The 15230-nt window shown below is 68.5% G+C and carries 13 protein-coding genes; 7 read left to right on the top strand and 6 right to left on the bottom strand.

Translation table 11 applies throughout. The features are described from left to right. The first annotated feature begins 12 nt into the window (after window positions 1-12). Together ACH0AE_RS13990 and ACH0AE_RS13985 are read left to right on the top strand one after the other, a co-directional pair. Window positions 13-1293 carry a M48 family metallopeptidase gene (locus tag ACH0AE_RS13990; protein WP_294444160.1) on the top strand — a complete coding sequence of 427 codons (1281 nt, stop codon included), beginning with the start codon at window positions 13-15 and terminating at the stop codon, window positions 1291-1293. Beyond that, window positions 1290-2111: an NAD(P)-dependent oxidoreductase gene (locus tag ACH0AE_RS13985; protein ID WP_294444161.1), complete on the top strand. Its 822-nt coding sequence runs from the start codon at window positions 1290-1292 to the stop codon at window positions 2109-2111. Before ACH0AE_RS13990 ends, ACH0AE_RS13985 begins: the two co-directional genes overlap by 4 nt. On the opposite strand, the gene ACH0AE_RS13980 is transcribed toward ACH0AE_RS13985, so the two are convergent. From ACH0AE_RS13980 to purD, 4 genes are all read right to left on the bottom strand, one after another. Next, entirely contained in the window at window positions 2021-2938 is a 918-nt protein-coding gene (locus tag ACH0AE_RS13980; protein ID WP_294444162.1) for a DMT family transporter, read from the bottom strand. The genes ACH0AE_RS13985 and ACH0AE_RS13980 overlap by 91 nt on opposite strands. Window positions 2939-2976: 38 nt before the next feature. Further along, the gene (locus ACH0AE_RS13975) at window positions 2977-3981 is read right to left on the bottom strand and encodes a low specificity L-threonine aldolase (protein WP_294444163.1); all 1005 of its coding nucleotides are present in this window, start codon (window positions 3979-3981) and stop codon (window positions 2977-2979) included. Between the two features lie 53 nt (window positions 3982-4034). Then, a complete protein-coding gene (locus ACH0AE_RS13970; RefSeq protein WP_294444164.1) occupies window positions 4035-4823 on the bottom strand; it encodes a hypothetical protein in 789 nt (262 codons plus the stop codon). A gap of 83 nt (window positions 4824-4906) precedes the next feature. Then, window positions 4907-6172, bottom strand: coding sequence for a phosphoribosylamine--glycine ligase (gene purD, locus ACH0AE_RS13965; protein WP_406875819.1), 1266 nt, complete (start codon window positions 6170-6172; stop codon window positions 4907-4909). Between purD and xseA the strand changes: the two genes are divergently transcribed. The 3 genes from xseA to ACH0AE_RS13950 are packed head-to-tail and all read left to right on the top strand — an operon-like array spanning window position 6171 to window position 8677. Beyond that, entirely contained in the window at window positions 6171-7538 is a 1368-nt protein-coding gene (gene xseA, locus ACH0AE_RS13960) for an exodeoxyribonuclease VII large subunit (RefSeq protein ID WP_294444167.1), read from the top strand. The two genes, purD and xseA, sit on opposite strands and share 2 nt — an antisense overlap. Before the next feature lie 24 nt (window positions 7539-7562). Next, window positions 7563-7763, top strand: a complete 201-nt coding sequence (locus ACH0AE_RS13955) for a DUF2093 domain-containing protein (protein WP_294444169.1) — start codon at window positions 7563-7565, stop codon at window positions 7761-7763. Continuing rightward, the gene (locus ACH0AE_RS13950) at window positions 7760-8677 is read left to right on the top strand and encodes a M23 family metallopeptidase (RefSeq protein ID WP_294444170.1); all 918 of its coding nucleotides are present in this window, start codon (window positions 7760-7762) and stop codon (window positions 8675-8677) included. The genes ACH0AE_RS13955 and ACH0AE_RS13950 overlap by 4 nt, the downstream gene beginning before the upstream one ends. 4 nt (window positions 8678-8681) lie before the next feature. Here ACH0AE_RS13950 and ACH0AE_RS13945 read toward each other — a convergent pair whose 3' ends face one another. Both ACH0AE_RS13945 and ACH0AE_RS13940 read right to left on the bottom strand, forming a co-directional pair. After that, window positions 8682-9833, bottom strand: coding sequence for an aspartyl/asparaginyl beta-hydroxylase domain-containing protein (locus ACH0AE_RS13945; protein WP_406875818.1), 1152 nt, complete (start codon window positions 9831-9833; stop codon window positions 8682-8684). Beyond that, on the bottom strand, window positions 9833-10366 hold the full coding sequence (locus ACH0AE_RS13940; RefSeq protein WP_294444172.1) for a hypothetical protein: 534 nt from the start codon (window positions 10364-10366) through the stop codon (window positions 9833-9835). Before ACH0AE_RS13940 ends, ACH0AE_RS13945 begins: the two co-directional genes overlap by 1 nt. A 182-nt stretch (window positions 10367-10548) precedes the next feature. On the opposite strand from ACH0AE_RS13940, the gene ACH0AE_RS13935 reads away from it, so the two are divergent. Next, window positions 10549-13611 (top strand): TonB-dependent receptor domain-containing protein, encoded by a 3063-nt coding sequence (locus tag ACH0AE_RS13935; protein ID WP_294444173.1) that lies wholly within the window; start codon window positions 10549-10551, stop codon window positions 13609-13611. A 135-nt stretch (window positions 13612-13746) separates the two neighbouring features. Beyond that, complete coding sequence (locus ACH0AE_RS13930; RefSeq protein WP_406875817.1) at window positions 13747-15228, top strand: putative 2OG-Fe(II) oxygenase; 1482 nt, start codon at window positions 13747-13749, stop codon at window positions 15226-15228. The last annotated feature ends 2 nt before the right edge of the window (window positions 15229-15230 follow it).

The following is a 15230-nucleotide window of genomic DNA, read 5'->3' as shown; positions in this document are numbered from 1 at the left end:
GGGGGACAGGGGATGAGGAAGGCAATCGGGGCAGCGCTGCTGGGGGCAGCGGCGCTGCTGCCTGCCATCGCGCAGGCGCAAGTGGCCAATCCGGGCTTCGATGTCGACGCGGCCACCCGCGCCTACCTCGATCTTCTGCAGGGGCCCGCACGGGCGAAGTCGGACGCCTATTTCGAGGGCGGGTACTGGCTGATCCTGTGGAATGCCGTGGTTGCGGTGCTGGTCTATGGCGCGCTGCTCGCCAGCGGCTTCTCGGCGCGGATGCGCGAACTCGCCGAACGCCGGGTGAAGCGCCGCTGGCTGGTTCCCGGCCTTTACGGCGTGCTCTTCACGCTCGTCAGCTTCCTGCTGTTCCTGCCGTGGACGATCTACACCGACTTCGTGCGCGAGGCGCAATATGACCTGATGAGCCAGACGTTCGGTGCCTGGTTCATCGATCAGCTGAAGATGCTGGGCGTGTCGCTGGTGGTGAATGCGTTGCTGTTCACCGCGATCTACGCCGTCATCCGCCGGTTCCGTCGCGCCTGGTGGGCCATCGGCGCGGGGGTGGTGATCGCTTTCCTCACCATCGGGCTGTTGCTGGGGCCGGTGTTCATCGAGCCGCTGTTCAACCGCTATACCGAAATGCCCGCCGGCCCGCTGCGCGACCGGATCGTGGCGATGGCAAAGGCGAACGGCATTCCCGCCGAACACATCTACGTCGCGGACGAGTCGCGCCAGTCGAAGCGGATCTCCGCCAACGTCGCGGGGCTCGGCCCCACGATCCGCATCGCGCTGAACGATAATCTGCTCAACCGCACCCCGCCCGATGAGGTCGCCGCGGTGATGGGGCACGAGATGGGCCATTATGTGCTCGGCCACATCTGGTGGCTGCTCCTGTGGTTCGGCCTGTTCGTGGTGGTCGTCTTCCTGGCGCTTTCGCGGATTGCGCCGCGGCTGATCGCGCGCCACGCGCGCTGGGGCGTGCGTGACGTGGCGGACCCCGCCGGCGCGCCGCTGCTGCTGGCGGTCGCGAGCGTGCTGGCCGCACTGGCGACACCGTACATCAGCACGGTGATCCGCTCGAGCGAGAGCGAGGCCGATCGCTTCGGCCTCGACGCCGCGCGCGCGCCGGATGGCTTTGCCACCGCGGCGATCCGATTGTCGGAATATCGGAAGCTCGAGCCGGGCAGATTCGAGGAATTCGTGTTCTTCGATCACCCTTCGGGCGCGACGCGCGTTCGGATGTCGATGCAGTGGAAGAAAGATCACGTGCCCGGCGCCACCATGGCCAAGCCAACGCTCGCGAAGTGAGCCGGCTCTTCATCTTCGGGCTCGGCTATGCCGCCAGTGCGATCGCCGATGCCGCGGGCGGCCCGGTGCTCGCCACGACGCGCGACGGGCGCGGCGGCACGATCCGCTTCGACGATGATGATGCGGTGCGAGCGGGGATTGCGGCGTCAACGCACGTCCTCTCCTCCGTGCCGCCCGATGGTGCCGACGATCCGGTGCTGGTGCAATACGGCGCGCTGCTGGAGGGGAGGTGGCTCGGCTATCTCTCCTCCACCGGGGTCTATGGCGACGCGGGTGGCGCGTGGGTGGACGAAAGCGCGCCGATCACCGGGCGGCGCGCACCGCGGAATGCGGCCGACGCGGCGTGGCTGGCACTCGGCGCGCGCGTCTTCCGGCTTCCCGGCATCTACGGTCCCGGCCGATCTGCGCTCGACCGCGTCGCGGCGGGCAAGGCGCATCGCACGGGGCTCGTCGGCCAGGTGTTCAGCCGTGTCCATGTCCACGACATCGCGCGCGGCGTGGTGGCGGGGTTCACCGCGCCGGCGGGGGCGTACAATCTCGCTGACGATTATCCGTCGAGCCAGGATGATGTGATCGACTATGCGGCGGCGCTGCTCGGGCGGCCGCCGCCGCCGATCGTGCCGCTGGACAGCCTGTCACCCCAGGCGCGCGCTTTCTATGCCGAGAACCGGCGCGTCGCGAACGGCAAGGCCAAGCGGGTACTCGGCTGGACGCCGCTCTATCCCGACTACCGGTTGGGCCTGCGTGCGGTGAGCGCCACCACCAGCCCGGCGGCGGCGAGCGCTGCGCCGCCCGCGGCGAGCAGCGACCAGCGATAGCCTTCGAACATCGTCGACAGTGCCATCGCGATCACCGGCACGATGACGCTGGAATAGGCCGATTTCGCCGGCCCAATGATGCGGATCACGCCGAAATAGAGCGGGAAGGCGAGCGCCGAGGCGAAGATGCCGAGGTACAGGATCCCGGCGATATAGCCGAGCCGCCATTCCATCACTGGTGCGCCGACCGTCATCCACGCCCAGGCCGCGTCAAACGCGCCGCCCAGCAGCATCGCGATCGCGGTGGTGCGCAGCATGGGGTAAGCGCGCGCCACCTCGGTTCCCTGCATCACATTGGCGCTGGAGGCGGAGAGGATCGCGCATAACGTCAGGCCGATGCCGACCAGTGAGGCAGTCGGCCCCTTGGGATCGCTGCGGATCTCATGGACGAAGAGCAAGGCGACGCCGGCCATGGCGATGGCCGATCCGATCACCAGCTGCCGCCCCAAGCGCTGGCCAAGGAAGATGCGGCCGAACAGGGAATTGGGGATCAGCAGCAGCGCGAAGACGACGGCGACGAGGCCGGAGGTGATGAACTGCTCCGCGCGGTAGACGAAGTTGAAGTTCAGCACGAACTGCGCAAGGCCGAGCGCGGCGGCAAAGGCATAGCCGCGTGCGTCCAGCCGGCCGGGTTCGCGCCGGATCAGCGCCCAGGCGAGCAGCACCGCGCCGGCGACGAGGAAGCGGTAGCTGACCGACCAGGACGGCGGCACCACGCCCAGCTGATCGCGGATCACCAGCCAGGTCGATCCCCAGATCAGCGTGACGATCCCGAACGGGATCAGCACGCGGGCGCGAGTCGATTGCGGCGGCGGGGCGGTGGTCATGGCGCCGCGTAGAGCGGATCGGGCGGCGGGTGAAGCGCCTAGCCGAGCGCTGCGATCGCCTCGGCCAGCGGGCGGATATCCTCCGCGCGCTGGTTCCACGAAATGACGAGCCGCGCCTCGCCGACGCCCCAGTCGTAGAAGTCGAAGCCCTTCGCGCGCAGCGATGCCGCTTCGTCGGGTGAAACGCGCAGGAACACCTCGTTCGCCTCGACCGGGTGGACCAGCCGCGTGCCCGCTGCGGCGGCGATCAGCGCCGCGCCTTCATTGGCCGCGCGGGCATTCGCCAGCCAGCGGTCCTCCTCGAGCAGCGCCAGGATCTGCGCCGCGAGATAGCGGCCCTTGGAGAAGAGCAGCCCGGCGCGCTTGCGGCGATAACGCGTCGCCTCGACCAGCCCGGGCTTGAAGAACACCAGCGCTTCGGCGTTCATCCCGCCGTTCTTGACGAAGCCGAAGCTGAGCGCGGTGACGCCTGCCCGCCACGTCATGTCCGCGGGCGAGCAACCGGCGTGGACCAGCGCATTGGCACAGCGCGCGCCGTCCATGTGCAGCGCGAGGCCGCGGTCCGCCGCCAGCGCGCCGATCGCCGCCACCTCGTCGGGGGAATAGACCAGGCCATATTCGGTCGCGTTGGTGATCGAGATGGCGTGCGGCTGCACCTGGTGCACGTCGTTGCGGATCGTGCCGAGCAGCGCGGCGAGCGTCTCCGGCGTCAGCTTCGCGCCGGCGCCCTCCGCGAGCAGCAGCTTGGCGCCATGGGTGTAGAATTCCGGCGCGCCGCATTCGTCGTTCTGGATATGCGCGTCATGGTGGCACAGCACCGCGCCGTGCGGCGGGCACAGCGCGGCGAGCGCGAGGCAATTGGCCGCCGTGCCGCTCGGCACCCACAAGGCCTCGACTTGCGTCTCGAACAGCTCGGACAGCCGCTCGTCGAGCGCTTTTGACCAGCGATCGCCGTCGTAAGCGGTGTCGAGCACATCCGCCTCTGCCATTGCGGAGAGCACGGCAGGGTGGACGGGGGCGGCGTTGTCCGAGAAGAAGCGCATGTTCCGCGCCTTGCGCGGCGCCGGCGCGGCCGTCAATCGATCCGGATCAGCCCTCAGAGCTTCCCGAACCGCTCCTCGAACGTCTTGATGTCGCCGCTGGCGAGGAGCTGCGCCTGTTCGAGCCAGCGATCACGGCCCATGCGGCCGGTAAACGGCCCGAGGCGCGCGTCCAGATCCTCCGCGGCGCGCTGGTCGAGCGCGGCAAGATCCCCGACCGTGTGGATGCCGAGTTCCGCGAGCCGTCCGGCGACCTTTGGCCCGAGGCCCTTGATCGTGGTGACCGGCGCCTCACCCGGCGGCGGGCCGACAGGGGCTGCGGGCGCGGCAGGCGGCGGAGGCGGCGCTTCGACCGGCGGTTTCTGCTGCGGCGGCTGTGCTTCGGCGGCGGGCGACGCATCAAGCGGCGCGGCGGCGGCGATCGGCTCGTCGGCGAGTGGCATCGGCTCGGCCGGCTGCTCCGGCGCGGCGGGCATCACTTCCGGCAGATCGGTGAGCGGCGGCGGGGGCGGCGTGACCGGCGCGGGTGCGGGGGCAGTGCCGAGCGCCGCGCTGTCCAGCGCGGTCGGCGCCACGGGGGGCGGCGCCACCGGTGCCGGCTGATCCGGCGCACCGGCAATGGGGGCCGGCGCAGCGCGCGTGCCTGGGCGCGTCGAAGAGGGGCGCACCGGCGTCGGCCGCTTGGCACTGCGCGCCAGGCGTTCCTGTTCGCTGCGATCGGCGGCCGCACGCAGCCGCTTCTTGCGCGCACCGACGATGATCGCGACCACTGTCAGCACGCCCAGCAGGGCAATGATCGCCAGCACGATCGTGACCAACGTGCCGTCCGTTGAGGTAGGCTCCATGAAACGCTCCGCTACGCCGAGCGCCAAGCCTTAGGGACGGCACATGGTTCCCGCAACGGGGGTGAGGGATTGCCGGGTGCCATCTAGCCGATCGCCCGCCAGCCGATGTCACGGCGGCAGAAGCCGGTCGGGAAGTCGATCGCGTCGACCGCCTTATAAGCGGCGGCCTGTGCCTCGGCGACGCTCTCGCCGGTTGCCGTCACCGCAAGCACGCGGCCGCCGGCGGCGACGAGCTTGCCACCGTCATCGCGCGTGCCGGCCTGGAACACGATTGCGCCGGTCGCCTCCGCGGCGTCGATGCCGGTGATGGTGCCGCCCGTCTCCGGCGTCCCGGGATAGCCGTTGGCGGCCATCACCACGGTCAGCGCGACATTATCGGCGAAGGCCGGCTCCGGCAGGTCGGCAAGCCGCCCTTCGGCCACCGCCAGCAGCGTTTCGAGGAGGTCGCCCTCGAAGCGCGCCATCAGCACCTGGCATTCGGGATCGCCGAAGCGCACGTTGTATTCGATCAGCTTGGGGCCATCCGCGGTCAGCATCAGCCCGGCGTAGAGCACGCCGACGTACGGCGTGCCGGCAGCGGCGAGCGCGTCGATCGTCGGGCGGACGATCTCGCCCAGCGCCTGCTCTTCCAGTTCGGGCGTCAGCACCGCGGCGGGAGAATAGGCGCCCATGCCGCCGGTGTTCGGCCCGGTATCGCCGTCACCGACGCGCTTGTGATCCTGCGCGCTGCCGAAGCTGGCGGTGACCGTGCCGTCGGACAGGACGAAAAGGCTCGCCTCCTGGCCCTCCAGGAATTCCTCGATTACCGCCTCGGCCGGGCCCTCGGCGAACAGCGCGTGGATCGCCTCTTCCGCTTCGGCGCGGCTCATCGCGACGACGACGCCCTTGCCCGCGGCGAGGCCATCTGCCTTGATCACGCAGCGAAGATCAGCGCCGGTGGCGAAGTCATCGAGGCAGGCGATCGCGCCATCGCGTGAGGTGACGCGAAAATAGCGCGCAGTCGGGATGCCGACGCGGGCGCACAGATCCTTGGTGAAGCCCTTCGATCCTTCGAGCCGCGCGGCCTCACGCCCCGGGCCGAAAACCGGCACGCCGATGGTGCGGATATTGTCGGCAAGCCCCGCCACGAGCGGCACCTCCGGCCCCACGACAACAAGGCCGATGGCGTTCCGGCGCACGAAATCGATCACGGCGCGGTGATCCGCCGTATCCAGTGCCGCGATGGTCGCGTGCTGCGCGATCCCGGGGTTGCCGGGGGCAGCATAGAGCGTATCTAGATGCTCAGATTGCGCGAGTTTCCATGCCAGAGCGTGCTCGCGCCCGCCCGATCCGATCAGCAGGACGTTCATGCCCGACCCCTTCTTCGATGTTCCGGCGCGGCTCGTAGCGGACCCTGTCCCGGGGGACAACGCAGCCGCGATGTCGGTCGGCGAACTGTCGGCCAAGCTGAAGCGCTTCGTGGAGGGCGAATTCGGCCATGTGCGCCTGCGCGGCGAGATTTCCGGCTACAAGCGCGTTGCGTCGGGCCATTGCTATCTGTGCCTGAAGGATGATGCCGCGGTGATCGACGGCGTCATCTGGAAGGGACAGGCGGCAAGCCTCGCCTTTCGCCCGGAAGACGGGATCGAGGTGATCGCGACCGGCCGGCTGACGACCTATCCGGGCCGCTCCAAATATCAGATCATCATCGAGCGGATGGAACTGGCCGGCGCCGGCGCACTGATGGCGCTGCTGGAGCGCAACAAGGCGCGGTTCGATGCCGAGGGTCTGTTCGCTAAATCCAAGACGCGCCGCCCACTGCCCTTCCTGCCGCGGCGGATCGGCGTCGTCACCTCGCCCACCGGGGCGGTGATCCGCGACATCATCCACCGGCTGGAGGATCGTTGCCCCAGCCACCTGCTGGTCTGGCCTGTGAAGGTGCAGGGCGAGGGCGCGGCGGCGGAAGTCGCGGCGGCGGTGCGTGGGTTCGATGCGCTGCCGGAGGATCTGAGGCCCGATCTCGTCATCGTCGCGCGCGGCGGCGGTTCGATCGAGGATCTGTGGGCGTTCAACGAGGAAGCCGTGGTGCGCGCCGTCGCCGCCTGCTCGATCCCGATCATCTCCGCCGTCGGGCACGAGACTGACACCACGCTGTGCGACTATGCCGCCGATCTGCGCGCGCCGACGCCCACCGCTGCCGCCGAGCTTGCCGTGCCGGTGCTTGCCGACATCCGGCTGGCGGTGGCGGCGCAGGGGCAGCGAATGGAGCGTTGCGCGCGGCGCTATGTCGAGCGTGGCGGGGAGCGGCTGGCAGCGCTGGCGCGGCACCTGCCGTCGCGCGACCGGCTGCTGGGTCCGCAACGCCAGCGGCTCGACGACCTTGGCGGGCGGCTCGATCGCGGTCTGGAGCGTCGGGTGGTGCGTGCCCGCGGCGAACTGGATCGTACCGCGGCGGTGCTTCGGCCCGCCCTGCTCGCGCGGCGCATCGAGGGCGCGCGGCAGCGGCTGGAGGATCTCGGCCGGCTGCTCGCATCGGTCGATCCCGATGCGCCGCTGGCGCGCGGCTATGCCCGCGTCACGGCGCGCGGCGGGGGCACGCTTACCAGCGCGGCGGCGGCGCGCGCGGCAGGAGCGCTGACGCTCAAGTTCGCCGACGGGACGGTCGATGCGAAGGTTGAGGGTGCCCGGGGGCGGGCCTATTCGGGCACCAAAGCCGATCAGCCGACGTTGCTATAGTCGGCTAGAGTGAAAGACGAACGAATGCTGATGTCGAATACCGATCGCCCCGCGCGGCTTCATTACATGGCCAATGGCTTTCGCGTGCTAACGCCGGGGGACCATGTGACCTGCGCGATCAGCGGGGCGCGAATCCCGATCGAGGATCTGCGCTATTGGGACGTGGCGACCCAGCGTGCCTTCGCCAGCGCTGCCCTGGCATCGGAGGCGATGGCGCCGAAATGACGGTGCGGGCGCTGGTGGCGGGCGCGCTCCTGGTGATGATCGCGGGCTGCGTGGCGCCCCCGGCGATGGCGCCGGCGGTGGCGCCTGCTTCACCGCCGCCACCACCTCGCGCTTTGCCGGCTGCCGCGCCCGCGCCTGAGGCTCCCTTGCCGCCCGCGGCGATCAGGATCGACGGCACCGCCAGCCAGGGCGGGCTGCTGCTCGGCGCGGCGCCCACCGGAACCACGCAACTGCGCAAGGATGGCGAGGCAGTGCCGGTGGCGGCGGACGGCCGGTTCGTCGTTGCATTTGACCGGGACGCCGGGCCGACATCGACACTGGAAGCGGTGTTGCGCGACGGCCGCACCGTCACGCGCAGCATTTCCGTCGCGCCGCGCGCCTGGCGGATCGAGCGGCTCGACCGGGTGGCGAAATATCCGGTGCCGAGCGCGGACTTCCAGCGCCGCCGACCGGACGAGCTGGCGCAGATCGCCGCGGCGCGCTCGCAATCATCGGATGTGGAAGGATGGCGCCAGCGCTTCACCTGGCCCGTGACGGGGCGCATTTCCGGCCTGTTCGGGGCGCAGCGCATCTATCGCGGTGAGCCGGGGAGCTATCATTCCGGCGTCGACGTCGCACGGCCGGCGGGCACGCCCGTCAAAGCGCCGGCGGATGGCGTGGTGGCGCTCGCCGCCGCGTCGCCCTTCACGCTCGAGGGCAATCTGCTGATCATCGATCACGGCATGGGGCTGAACAGCGCCTTTCTCCACTTGTCGCGGATCGACGTACCGCTGGGCGCGCGGGTGCGACAGGGCGATGTGGTGGGTGCGATCGGCGCGACGGGGCGTGCCTCGGGACCGCATCTCCACTGGGCGATGAAGTGGCGCGACGCGCGGATTGATCCGCTGCTGATCGCCGGGCCGATGCCGCAATAGGCGCCTAGAGCGGCGTCCCCTCGTCGAGACCGCCCGCCTCCATCAGCCGGGCCACGACCTCGCGCTCGGGCGGAGCAAGGCCCGGGTGCCACACGTCGAAGATCAGCACGACGCGCGGCGCATCACTGTCATTCGCGGCCTCATGCTCGATCGTGTCGTCGAACACGAATGCCTCGCCCTCCCGCCACTGCCGCGTCTCGGCGCCGACGCGGAACCAGCAGCCGTCCGGCACGATCAGTGGCAGGTGGCAGACCAACCGGGTATTGGCGACGCCGGTGTGCGCCGGAATGCGCGTGCGCGGCTTCAGCAGCGAAAACATTGCGTTGGGCGATCGGCCCTTCACCTGCGGCTGATCGATCGGGGCGAGGGCGGCCATGGTGGCGGGGCAGGCATCGGCGTTGACCGAAATCGTCCCGCCGTTCTGCGTCAGGTGAAACGCCGTCCAGTCAAGCGAGTGGTTGAGCGCTGCCCATTGCCGCACCGGCAGGCCGGCCTCGTACTGGACATACGGCTGGCCGACGCCGGCGCCGCGCTGCTGCATGGCGAGATATTCGGCGCGGATCGCGTCGGTCTGCGCCTCGAGCTGCGTCAGCCACGGGAAGGCGCTTCGATCGTGGAACTCGCGCTCGATGAGCCCTGGATAATGGTAGTGCGTCGGCTCGGAATGGTAGACGCGCGTACGGTGGAGCGCATTGCTGGTGAAGCGCTGCGCGCGCTTGCGCATGTCCGGATCGAGGCCGGGCACCGCCTGCGTCACGGCCTCCCACCGCGCCGCGACCTGATCACGGAACGCCTCGCCCTGCCGCTGCGCATGGGCCACCATCGCGCGCAGATGGGGCGAGACAGGTTGATCGGGCGGTAGCTGGGCGAGGGCGCGGAGATAATCGCGTGCGGCTTCCACCGCGTCGCCTGCACTTTCCTTCAGCCGGGCGCGGCTCATCAGCCCCATGAAGTTCAACGGTTCGAGCCGCAGCGCTTCGGAGACGGCAGCCATGGCGCCGCTCGCGTTGCCGAGCGCGCGGCGCACGGAGCCGAGCTTCAACCAGGTTTCGGCGCGATTTGGCTGTGCGGCCAGCGCCTTTTCCAGCAACGGTTCTGCCCCGGCAAGATCGCCGCGCGCCGCGAAAGTGTCTGCTTCGCGCTCGGCTGGGTGCATTAACGCAGCCGCTTGGCGCGAACGGTGACGGTCTTCTCGAAATCGGCGAAATAGCTGCTGAGGGCGCCGCGCTTGATCGTCACCTTCTGGCCGGGCTTTACCGCATAATAGACCGGATAGTCATCCGTCTGTGCCCAGACCGCGCCATCGTCCAGCGTGAAGACGATCCGCCCCCCTTCGCCCTGGCTGGTGGACTTGATGACCGCGGTGAGCTGCTTGATCTCCGGTTCGCCATCGTCCGCATCATCGAACAGCTTGATCCGGGGCAAGGCAATGCCGAACAACGTGCGCCTCGTCTTGCGCACTTCCTCCTGATCCACGACCGCGACCTTGCGGTCACGCACCGCGACGTCGAAGGCAGCCACTTCGCGGTCGAAACACGCGAGCCGCGCAGTATCCTCCGTGATCTGGCGGCATGCCGCAAGCTTTGCCACGGATTCGGGAGGACTTTTCCGCTTGTCCCCTTGCGCAGCGGCCGGGCCGCAGCCCAGCAGCGAAACCAGCAACAATCCGATCGTGAAGCGCCCCGCCATCGCCCGTTCCTTGCCCGTAATTAGGTGCTGTTGCAATTGTGCTACATGCGACAGTGATTGTGCCTCATCCCGCCCTGACACACGTTTACAATGACAGGTCTGCGTTGCAAGCAAAGCCTATTCTGTCCGTAATCTGGGCTGAGGGAGGCCCCGGACAGGAAAAAGAGGGAAGGAATCGAAACGTGGTTAGCAAGACCAAGAGCGCATTGCTGCGCGGTGTTGCGCCGGTCGTGTTCGGTGTCGCAATCCTTGCGACCCCGGCACTGGCGCAATCCGAAGTCCAGTCCACTGCAGAACAGGCCGGCACCGGCCCGATCGAAGGCCAGCTGGATCAGGCCTCGTCGGACGGGGAGCCCGCCACCTCGGGTGGTGCGAGCGACATCGTCGTCACCGGTTCGCGCCTGCGTTCGCCGAACCTCGAGAGCGCCAGCCCGATCACGGTGCTGACCTCCGCCGAGCTCCGTCAGACCGGCACGACCCGCGTCGAGGATCTCGTCAACTCGCTGCCGCAGGTGTTCGCTGGCCAGAACTCGGGCTATTCGAACGCGTCGACCGGCACCGCGACGATTAACCTTCGTGGCCTCGGTTCGGAGCGTAACCTCGTCCTCGTCAACGGCCGCCGCCTGATGCCGGGCGACCCGAGCTCGTCGGCTGCCGACATCAACACGATCCCGGGCTCGATCATCAAGCGTGTCGACGTGCTGACGGGCGGCGCCTCGTCGGTGTACGGCGCGGACGCGGTGACGGGCGTCGTCAACTTCGTCATGGATACCGATTTCGAGGGCTTCCGCCTCGACGGCCAGTATTCGTTCTACAACCACACGAACCGCGCGGGCTCGGACGTGCGTGATGCGCTTGGTGCGCGCGGCTTCGGCGCGCCGCGTGGGCAGGTTGCGGACGGCGGCACGGTCGACGTGTCGGCCGCATTCGGCACCAGCTTTGATGACGGCCGCGGCCACATCACTGCCTATGCCGGCTACCGCAAGATCGACGCGGTGACGCAGGATCGCCGCGATTATTCGTCGTGCGCGCTCGGTCAGTCGACCGCGGCGCAGCAGGCGGCCGGCCTCGGACGGTACAACTGCGGCGGTTCGGCCACCTCGGCCAACGGCACGTTCTTCACGAACGATGCGACCCTGCAGATCGGCCCCGGCAACACCTTCATCCCGGGCTCGACGCCGTACAACTTCGCGCCGACGAACTACTTCCAGCGTCCGGATGAGCGCTACACGGCCGGTTTCTTCGCGAACTACGAGATCTCGGAGGCGATCAAGCCGTACGCCGAGTTCATGTTCATGGACGATCGTACCGTGGCGCAGATCGCGCCGTCGGGCAACTTCGGCAATACGTTCTCCATCAACTGCGACAACCCGCTGCTGTCCCCGCAGCAGGCCGGGATCGTGTGCGCACCAGGCAACCTGCTTACGCGTCCCGACAATTCGGTCATCGCGGGCGAAGCGCCGTTCGTATTCACCGATCCGGTGAGCGGTGGGACCTACAATCGCGGTGCGCTGCAGATCCTGCGCCGCAACGTTGAAGGTGGCCCGCGTCGTGACGATCTCCAGCACACCAGCTACCGCTTCGTGGCCGGCGTTCGCGGCGATCTGGGTTCGGCGTGGAACTATGACGCTTACTACCAGTATGGCCGCACCAACTTCGCCGAGACGTATTTCAACGACTTCTCGGTGAGCCGTCTGACCAACGCGCTCGACGTCATCACGGGACCGGACGGTACCCCGATCTGCCGTTCGGCTCAGGCTGGCGGCAGCGATCCGAACTGCGTGCCGTACAACATCTTCGGTGGCGGCGTCAGCGCTGCGGCGCTCGATTACCTGCAGGTTCCGGGCTTCCAGCGCGGCATCAACACCGAGCAGGTAGCCAACGCTTCGATCAGCGGCTCGTTGGGCGAGTATGGCGTGAAGTCGCCGTGGGCCGACGAAGGGCTCGGCATTGTGATCGGTGGTGAATACCGCAAGGAGAAGCTGGACTTCTTCTCGGACGTGACGTTCCAGACCGGCGATCTCGCGGGTCAGGGCGCGCCGACGCTGCCGGTCGCAGGCAGCTTCGACGTCAAGGAAGTGTTCACCGAAGTCCGCCTGCCGCTGGTTTCGGACAACTTCTTCCACGATCTGTCGCTCACCGGCGGCTACCGCTATTCGTCGTACAAGAACTCGGCTGGTGGCAAGTTCAACACCGACACGTACAAGATCGAGGGTGAATTCGCGCCGATCCGCGACATCCGCTTCCGCGGCGGTTACAATCGCGCCGTCCGTGCGCCGACCGTCCAGGATCTGTTCGCGCCGAACCGCGTCGCGCTGAACGGCTCGACTGATCCGTGCGCCGGCTTCGCCATCACGGCAGCTGACGTCGGCTGTCTGGCGCAGGGCCTGACCATTGGCCAGGTGGTCGCGCCGAATCCGTCCGAGCAGTACAACGGCCTGATCGGCGGCAACTCGAACCTCGCGCCGGAAGTCGCCGACACCTACACGGCAGGCGTGATCATCCAGCCGCGCTTCCTGCGTGGGTTCGCGCTGTCGGTCGACTGGTTCAGCATCAAGCTCGAGGGCGCCGTCAGCAGCATCGGTCAGGATACCACCCTGCAGATCTGCACCGAGACCGCGAACCCGTTCTTCTGCGGCCTGATCAACCGTGACCAGTTCGGTTCGCTGTGGCGGTCGAACGGCGGTTACGTTGTCGATACGACGCAGAACATCGGTGGCCTGTCGACCAAGGGTATCGACGTCAACGCCAGCTACACCGTGCCGCTTGGCGAAGCCGGCAGCGTCGGCCTCAGCTTCGTTGGTACGTACCTGGACGAGCTGATCACCGATCCGGGTGTGTCGGATCCGTATGACTGCTCGAACCTGTACGGCAACATCTGCGGCACGCCGAACCCGAAGTGGCGCCACCAGGCGCGTGCGAGCTACACCGCGCCGAACGGCATGGGTCTCTCGCTCCGCTGGCGTTACATGGGCCCGGTGACGCTCGACACTGTCGAGCTGGGCGGTACGGTCACCCCGGTGAACCGTCGTCTGGAAGAGACGAGCTACTTCGACCTGTCGTTCACCGCGAAGGTTGGGGACAATTTCAACTTCCGTCTCGGTGCGAACAACATCCTCGACAAGTCGCCGCGCCTGACCGCGGCTGCCAACTGCCCGGCTGGTCCGTGCAACGGCAACACTTGGCCGGGCGTGTACGACGCCATCGGTCGTTACATCTACACGGGCGTGACGCTGGACTTCTAAGTCTCACTCACAACCAGGAACTCGAACGGCGGGCAGCGATGCCCGCCGTTTTCTTTTGTGGCGGGGGCGTTAAAGACGCTGGTGATGCGCGTGACGTCCGCCTTACCCCAAGCGCCGGCTGGGGACGCGATTGCGATGCTTCGGCGCGCCGTGCCGAATGATGCCGAGGGCGCCTATCGCGCCGGGCTGCTGGCCATGCGCGAGGGTCAGGACGAGGCCGCGGTGCCGCTGCTTCGTCGCGCCGCGGAACGCCATTCCCGCGATGCGCGGCTGTGGCAGGTCTATGGGCTGGCAGCGCGAAATACCGGTGACCTGAAGATCGCCGTCGACGCGCTGACGCGCGCACGATCCCTTGCGCCGACCGACGGGCTGATCGCGCATGGCGCGGCGCGCGCCAGGCTTGAGGCCGGGCTGCCGGCGGTGGAGGATTTCCTGCTCGCGCGCCGGCTATCGGCCGTGGATGGCGCGCTATTCCTCGGGCTGGCCGGCGCACAGTTCGCCGAGCGCGATGCCGCGGGGGCGATTGCCGGGATCGAGCAGATCGTCACGCAGCAGCCTTTGTGGCTCGACGGCCATGCGACGCTTGCGCGGCTGCGGCGGATGATGGGCGATCCCGATGATCTGCGCAGCTATCGCGAGGCCGTAGCGCGCACGCCGGATAATCCGTCACTGTGGCAGGCCTGGCTATCCACCTTGTTGCTCGCCGAGCGCTTCGAGGACGTGACCGCCACCGTCGCCGCCGCGCGGCGCGCGATCGGCGCGCAGCCATTCCTGGATCTGTTCGCGGCGATCGCGGCGGACGAGGCCGGTGATCATGCCGCGGCTGGCGCATACTTCGACGGCCTGTCCGATACCGTCGAGGCCGGCACGCTGGTGCGGCGCGTGCGATCGATGATCCGCCGCGGTCGCATCACCGAGGCGGCGGCGCTCGCGCATCGTGGCACCAGGGCGCCGGGGGGGCGGATCCTGTGGCCGTACGTGGCGCTTGGCTGGCGGATGACGGACGACCCGCGCTGGGCGTGGCTGGAGGGCGATCCCGCGTTCGTCCAGGTGCATGATATCAGCCGCGAGCTCGGCGATCTCACCGAACTCGCCGAGCGGTTGCGTTCGCTGCACATCGCCGCCGAGCAGCCGCTCGACCAATCGGTGCGGCGTGGCACGCAGACTGACGGGCCGTTGTTGGCGCGGATCGAGCCCGAGATCATTCGCCTGCGCGATGCGATCCGCGGCGCGGTGTCGCGCTATATCTCCGCACTGCCGCCAGCCGATGCGGCGCATCCGCTACTGGCCGGGCCGCGCGCGCCGATCCGCTTCGCCGGCTCCTGGTCGGTGCGGCTGACCGATGGCGGGCATCATGCCGATCATGTCCACAGCCATGGCTGGATCAGCTCGGCGCTCTACGTCGCGCTGCCGCCCTCGCTTGGCGGCGAGCAGCGCGATGGATGGCTGACGCTGGGGGCGTGCGACACGTTGGTGCCGGACCTTGCCCCCTTCCGCGAGATCGAACCCAAGTTGGGCCAGCTCGTCCTGTTTCCCTCGACCATGTGGCACGGCACGCGACCTTTCGCTGCCGGTGAGCGGCTGACCGTCGCGTTCGACGTGGCGCAACCGAAGTGAAT

Origin of the sequence: Sphingomonas sp. 179-A 2A2 NHS (assembly GCF_045371305.1) — a bacterium.
GTDB lineage: Bacteria > Pseudomonadota > Alphaproteobacteria > Sphingomonadales > Sphingomonadaceae > Sphingomonas.
This window is presented reverse-complemented; position numbering and strand designations above follow the sequence as displayed.

Coding starts and splice junctions, on each gene's coding strand:
- ACH0AE_RS13975 (WP_294444163.1), bottom strand. CDS start 3,981: ATGCGCTTCTTCTCGGACAACGCCGCCCCCGTCCACCCTGCCGTGCTC.
- xseA (WP_294444167.1), top strand. CDS start 6,171: ATGCCCGACCCCTTCTTCGATGTTCCGGCGCGGCTCGTAGCGGACCCT.
- ACH0AE_RS13955 (WP_294444169.1), top strand. CDS start 7,563: ATGCTGATGTCGAATACCGATCGCCCCGCGCGGCTTCATTACATGGCC.
- ACH0AE_RS13990 (WP_294444160.1), top strand. CDS start 13: ATGAGGAAGGCAATCGGGGCAGCGCTGCTGGGGGCAGCGGCGCTGCTG.
- ACH0AE_RS13940 (WP_294444172.1), bottom strand. CDS start 10,366: ATGGCGGGGCGCTTCACGATCGGATTGTTGCTGGTTTCGCTGCTGGGC.
- ACH0AE_RS13980 (WP_294444162.1), bottom strand. CDS start 2,938: ATGACCACCGCCCCGCCGCCGCAATCGACTCGCGCCCGCGTGCTGATC.
- purD (WP_406875819.1), bottom strand. CDS start 6,172: ATGAACGTCCTGCTGATCGGATCGGGCGGGCGCGAGCACGCTCTGGCA.
- ACH0AE_RS13950 (WP_294444170.1), top strand. CDS start 7,760: ATGACGGTGCGGGCGCTGGTGGCGGGCGCGCTCCTGGTGATGATCGCG.
- ACH0AE_RS13945 (WP_406875818.1), bottom strand. CDS start 9,833: ATGCACCCAGCCGAGCGCGAAGCAGACACTTTCGCGGCGCGCGGCGAT.
- ACH0AE_RS13930 (WP_406875817.1), top strand. CDS start 13,747: ATGCTTCGGCGCGCCGTGCCGAATGATGCCGAGGGCGCCTATCGCGCC.
- ACH0AE_RS13970 (WP_294444164.1), bottom strand. CDS start 4,823: ATGGAGCCTACCTCAACGGACGGCACGTTGGTCACGATCGTGCTGGCG.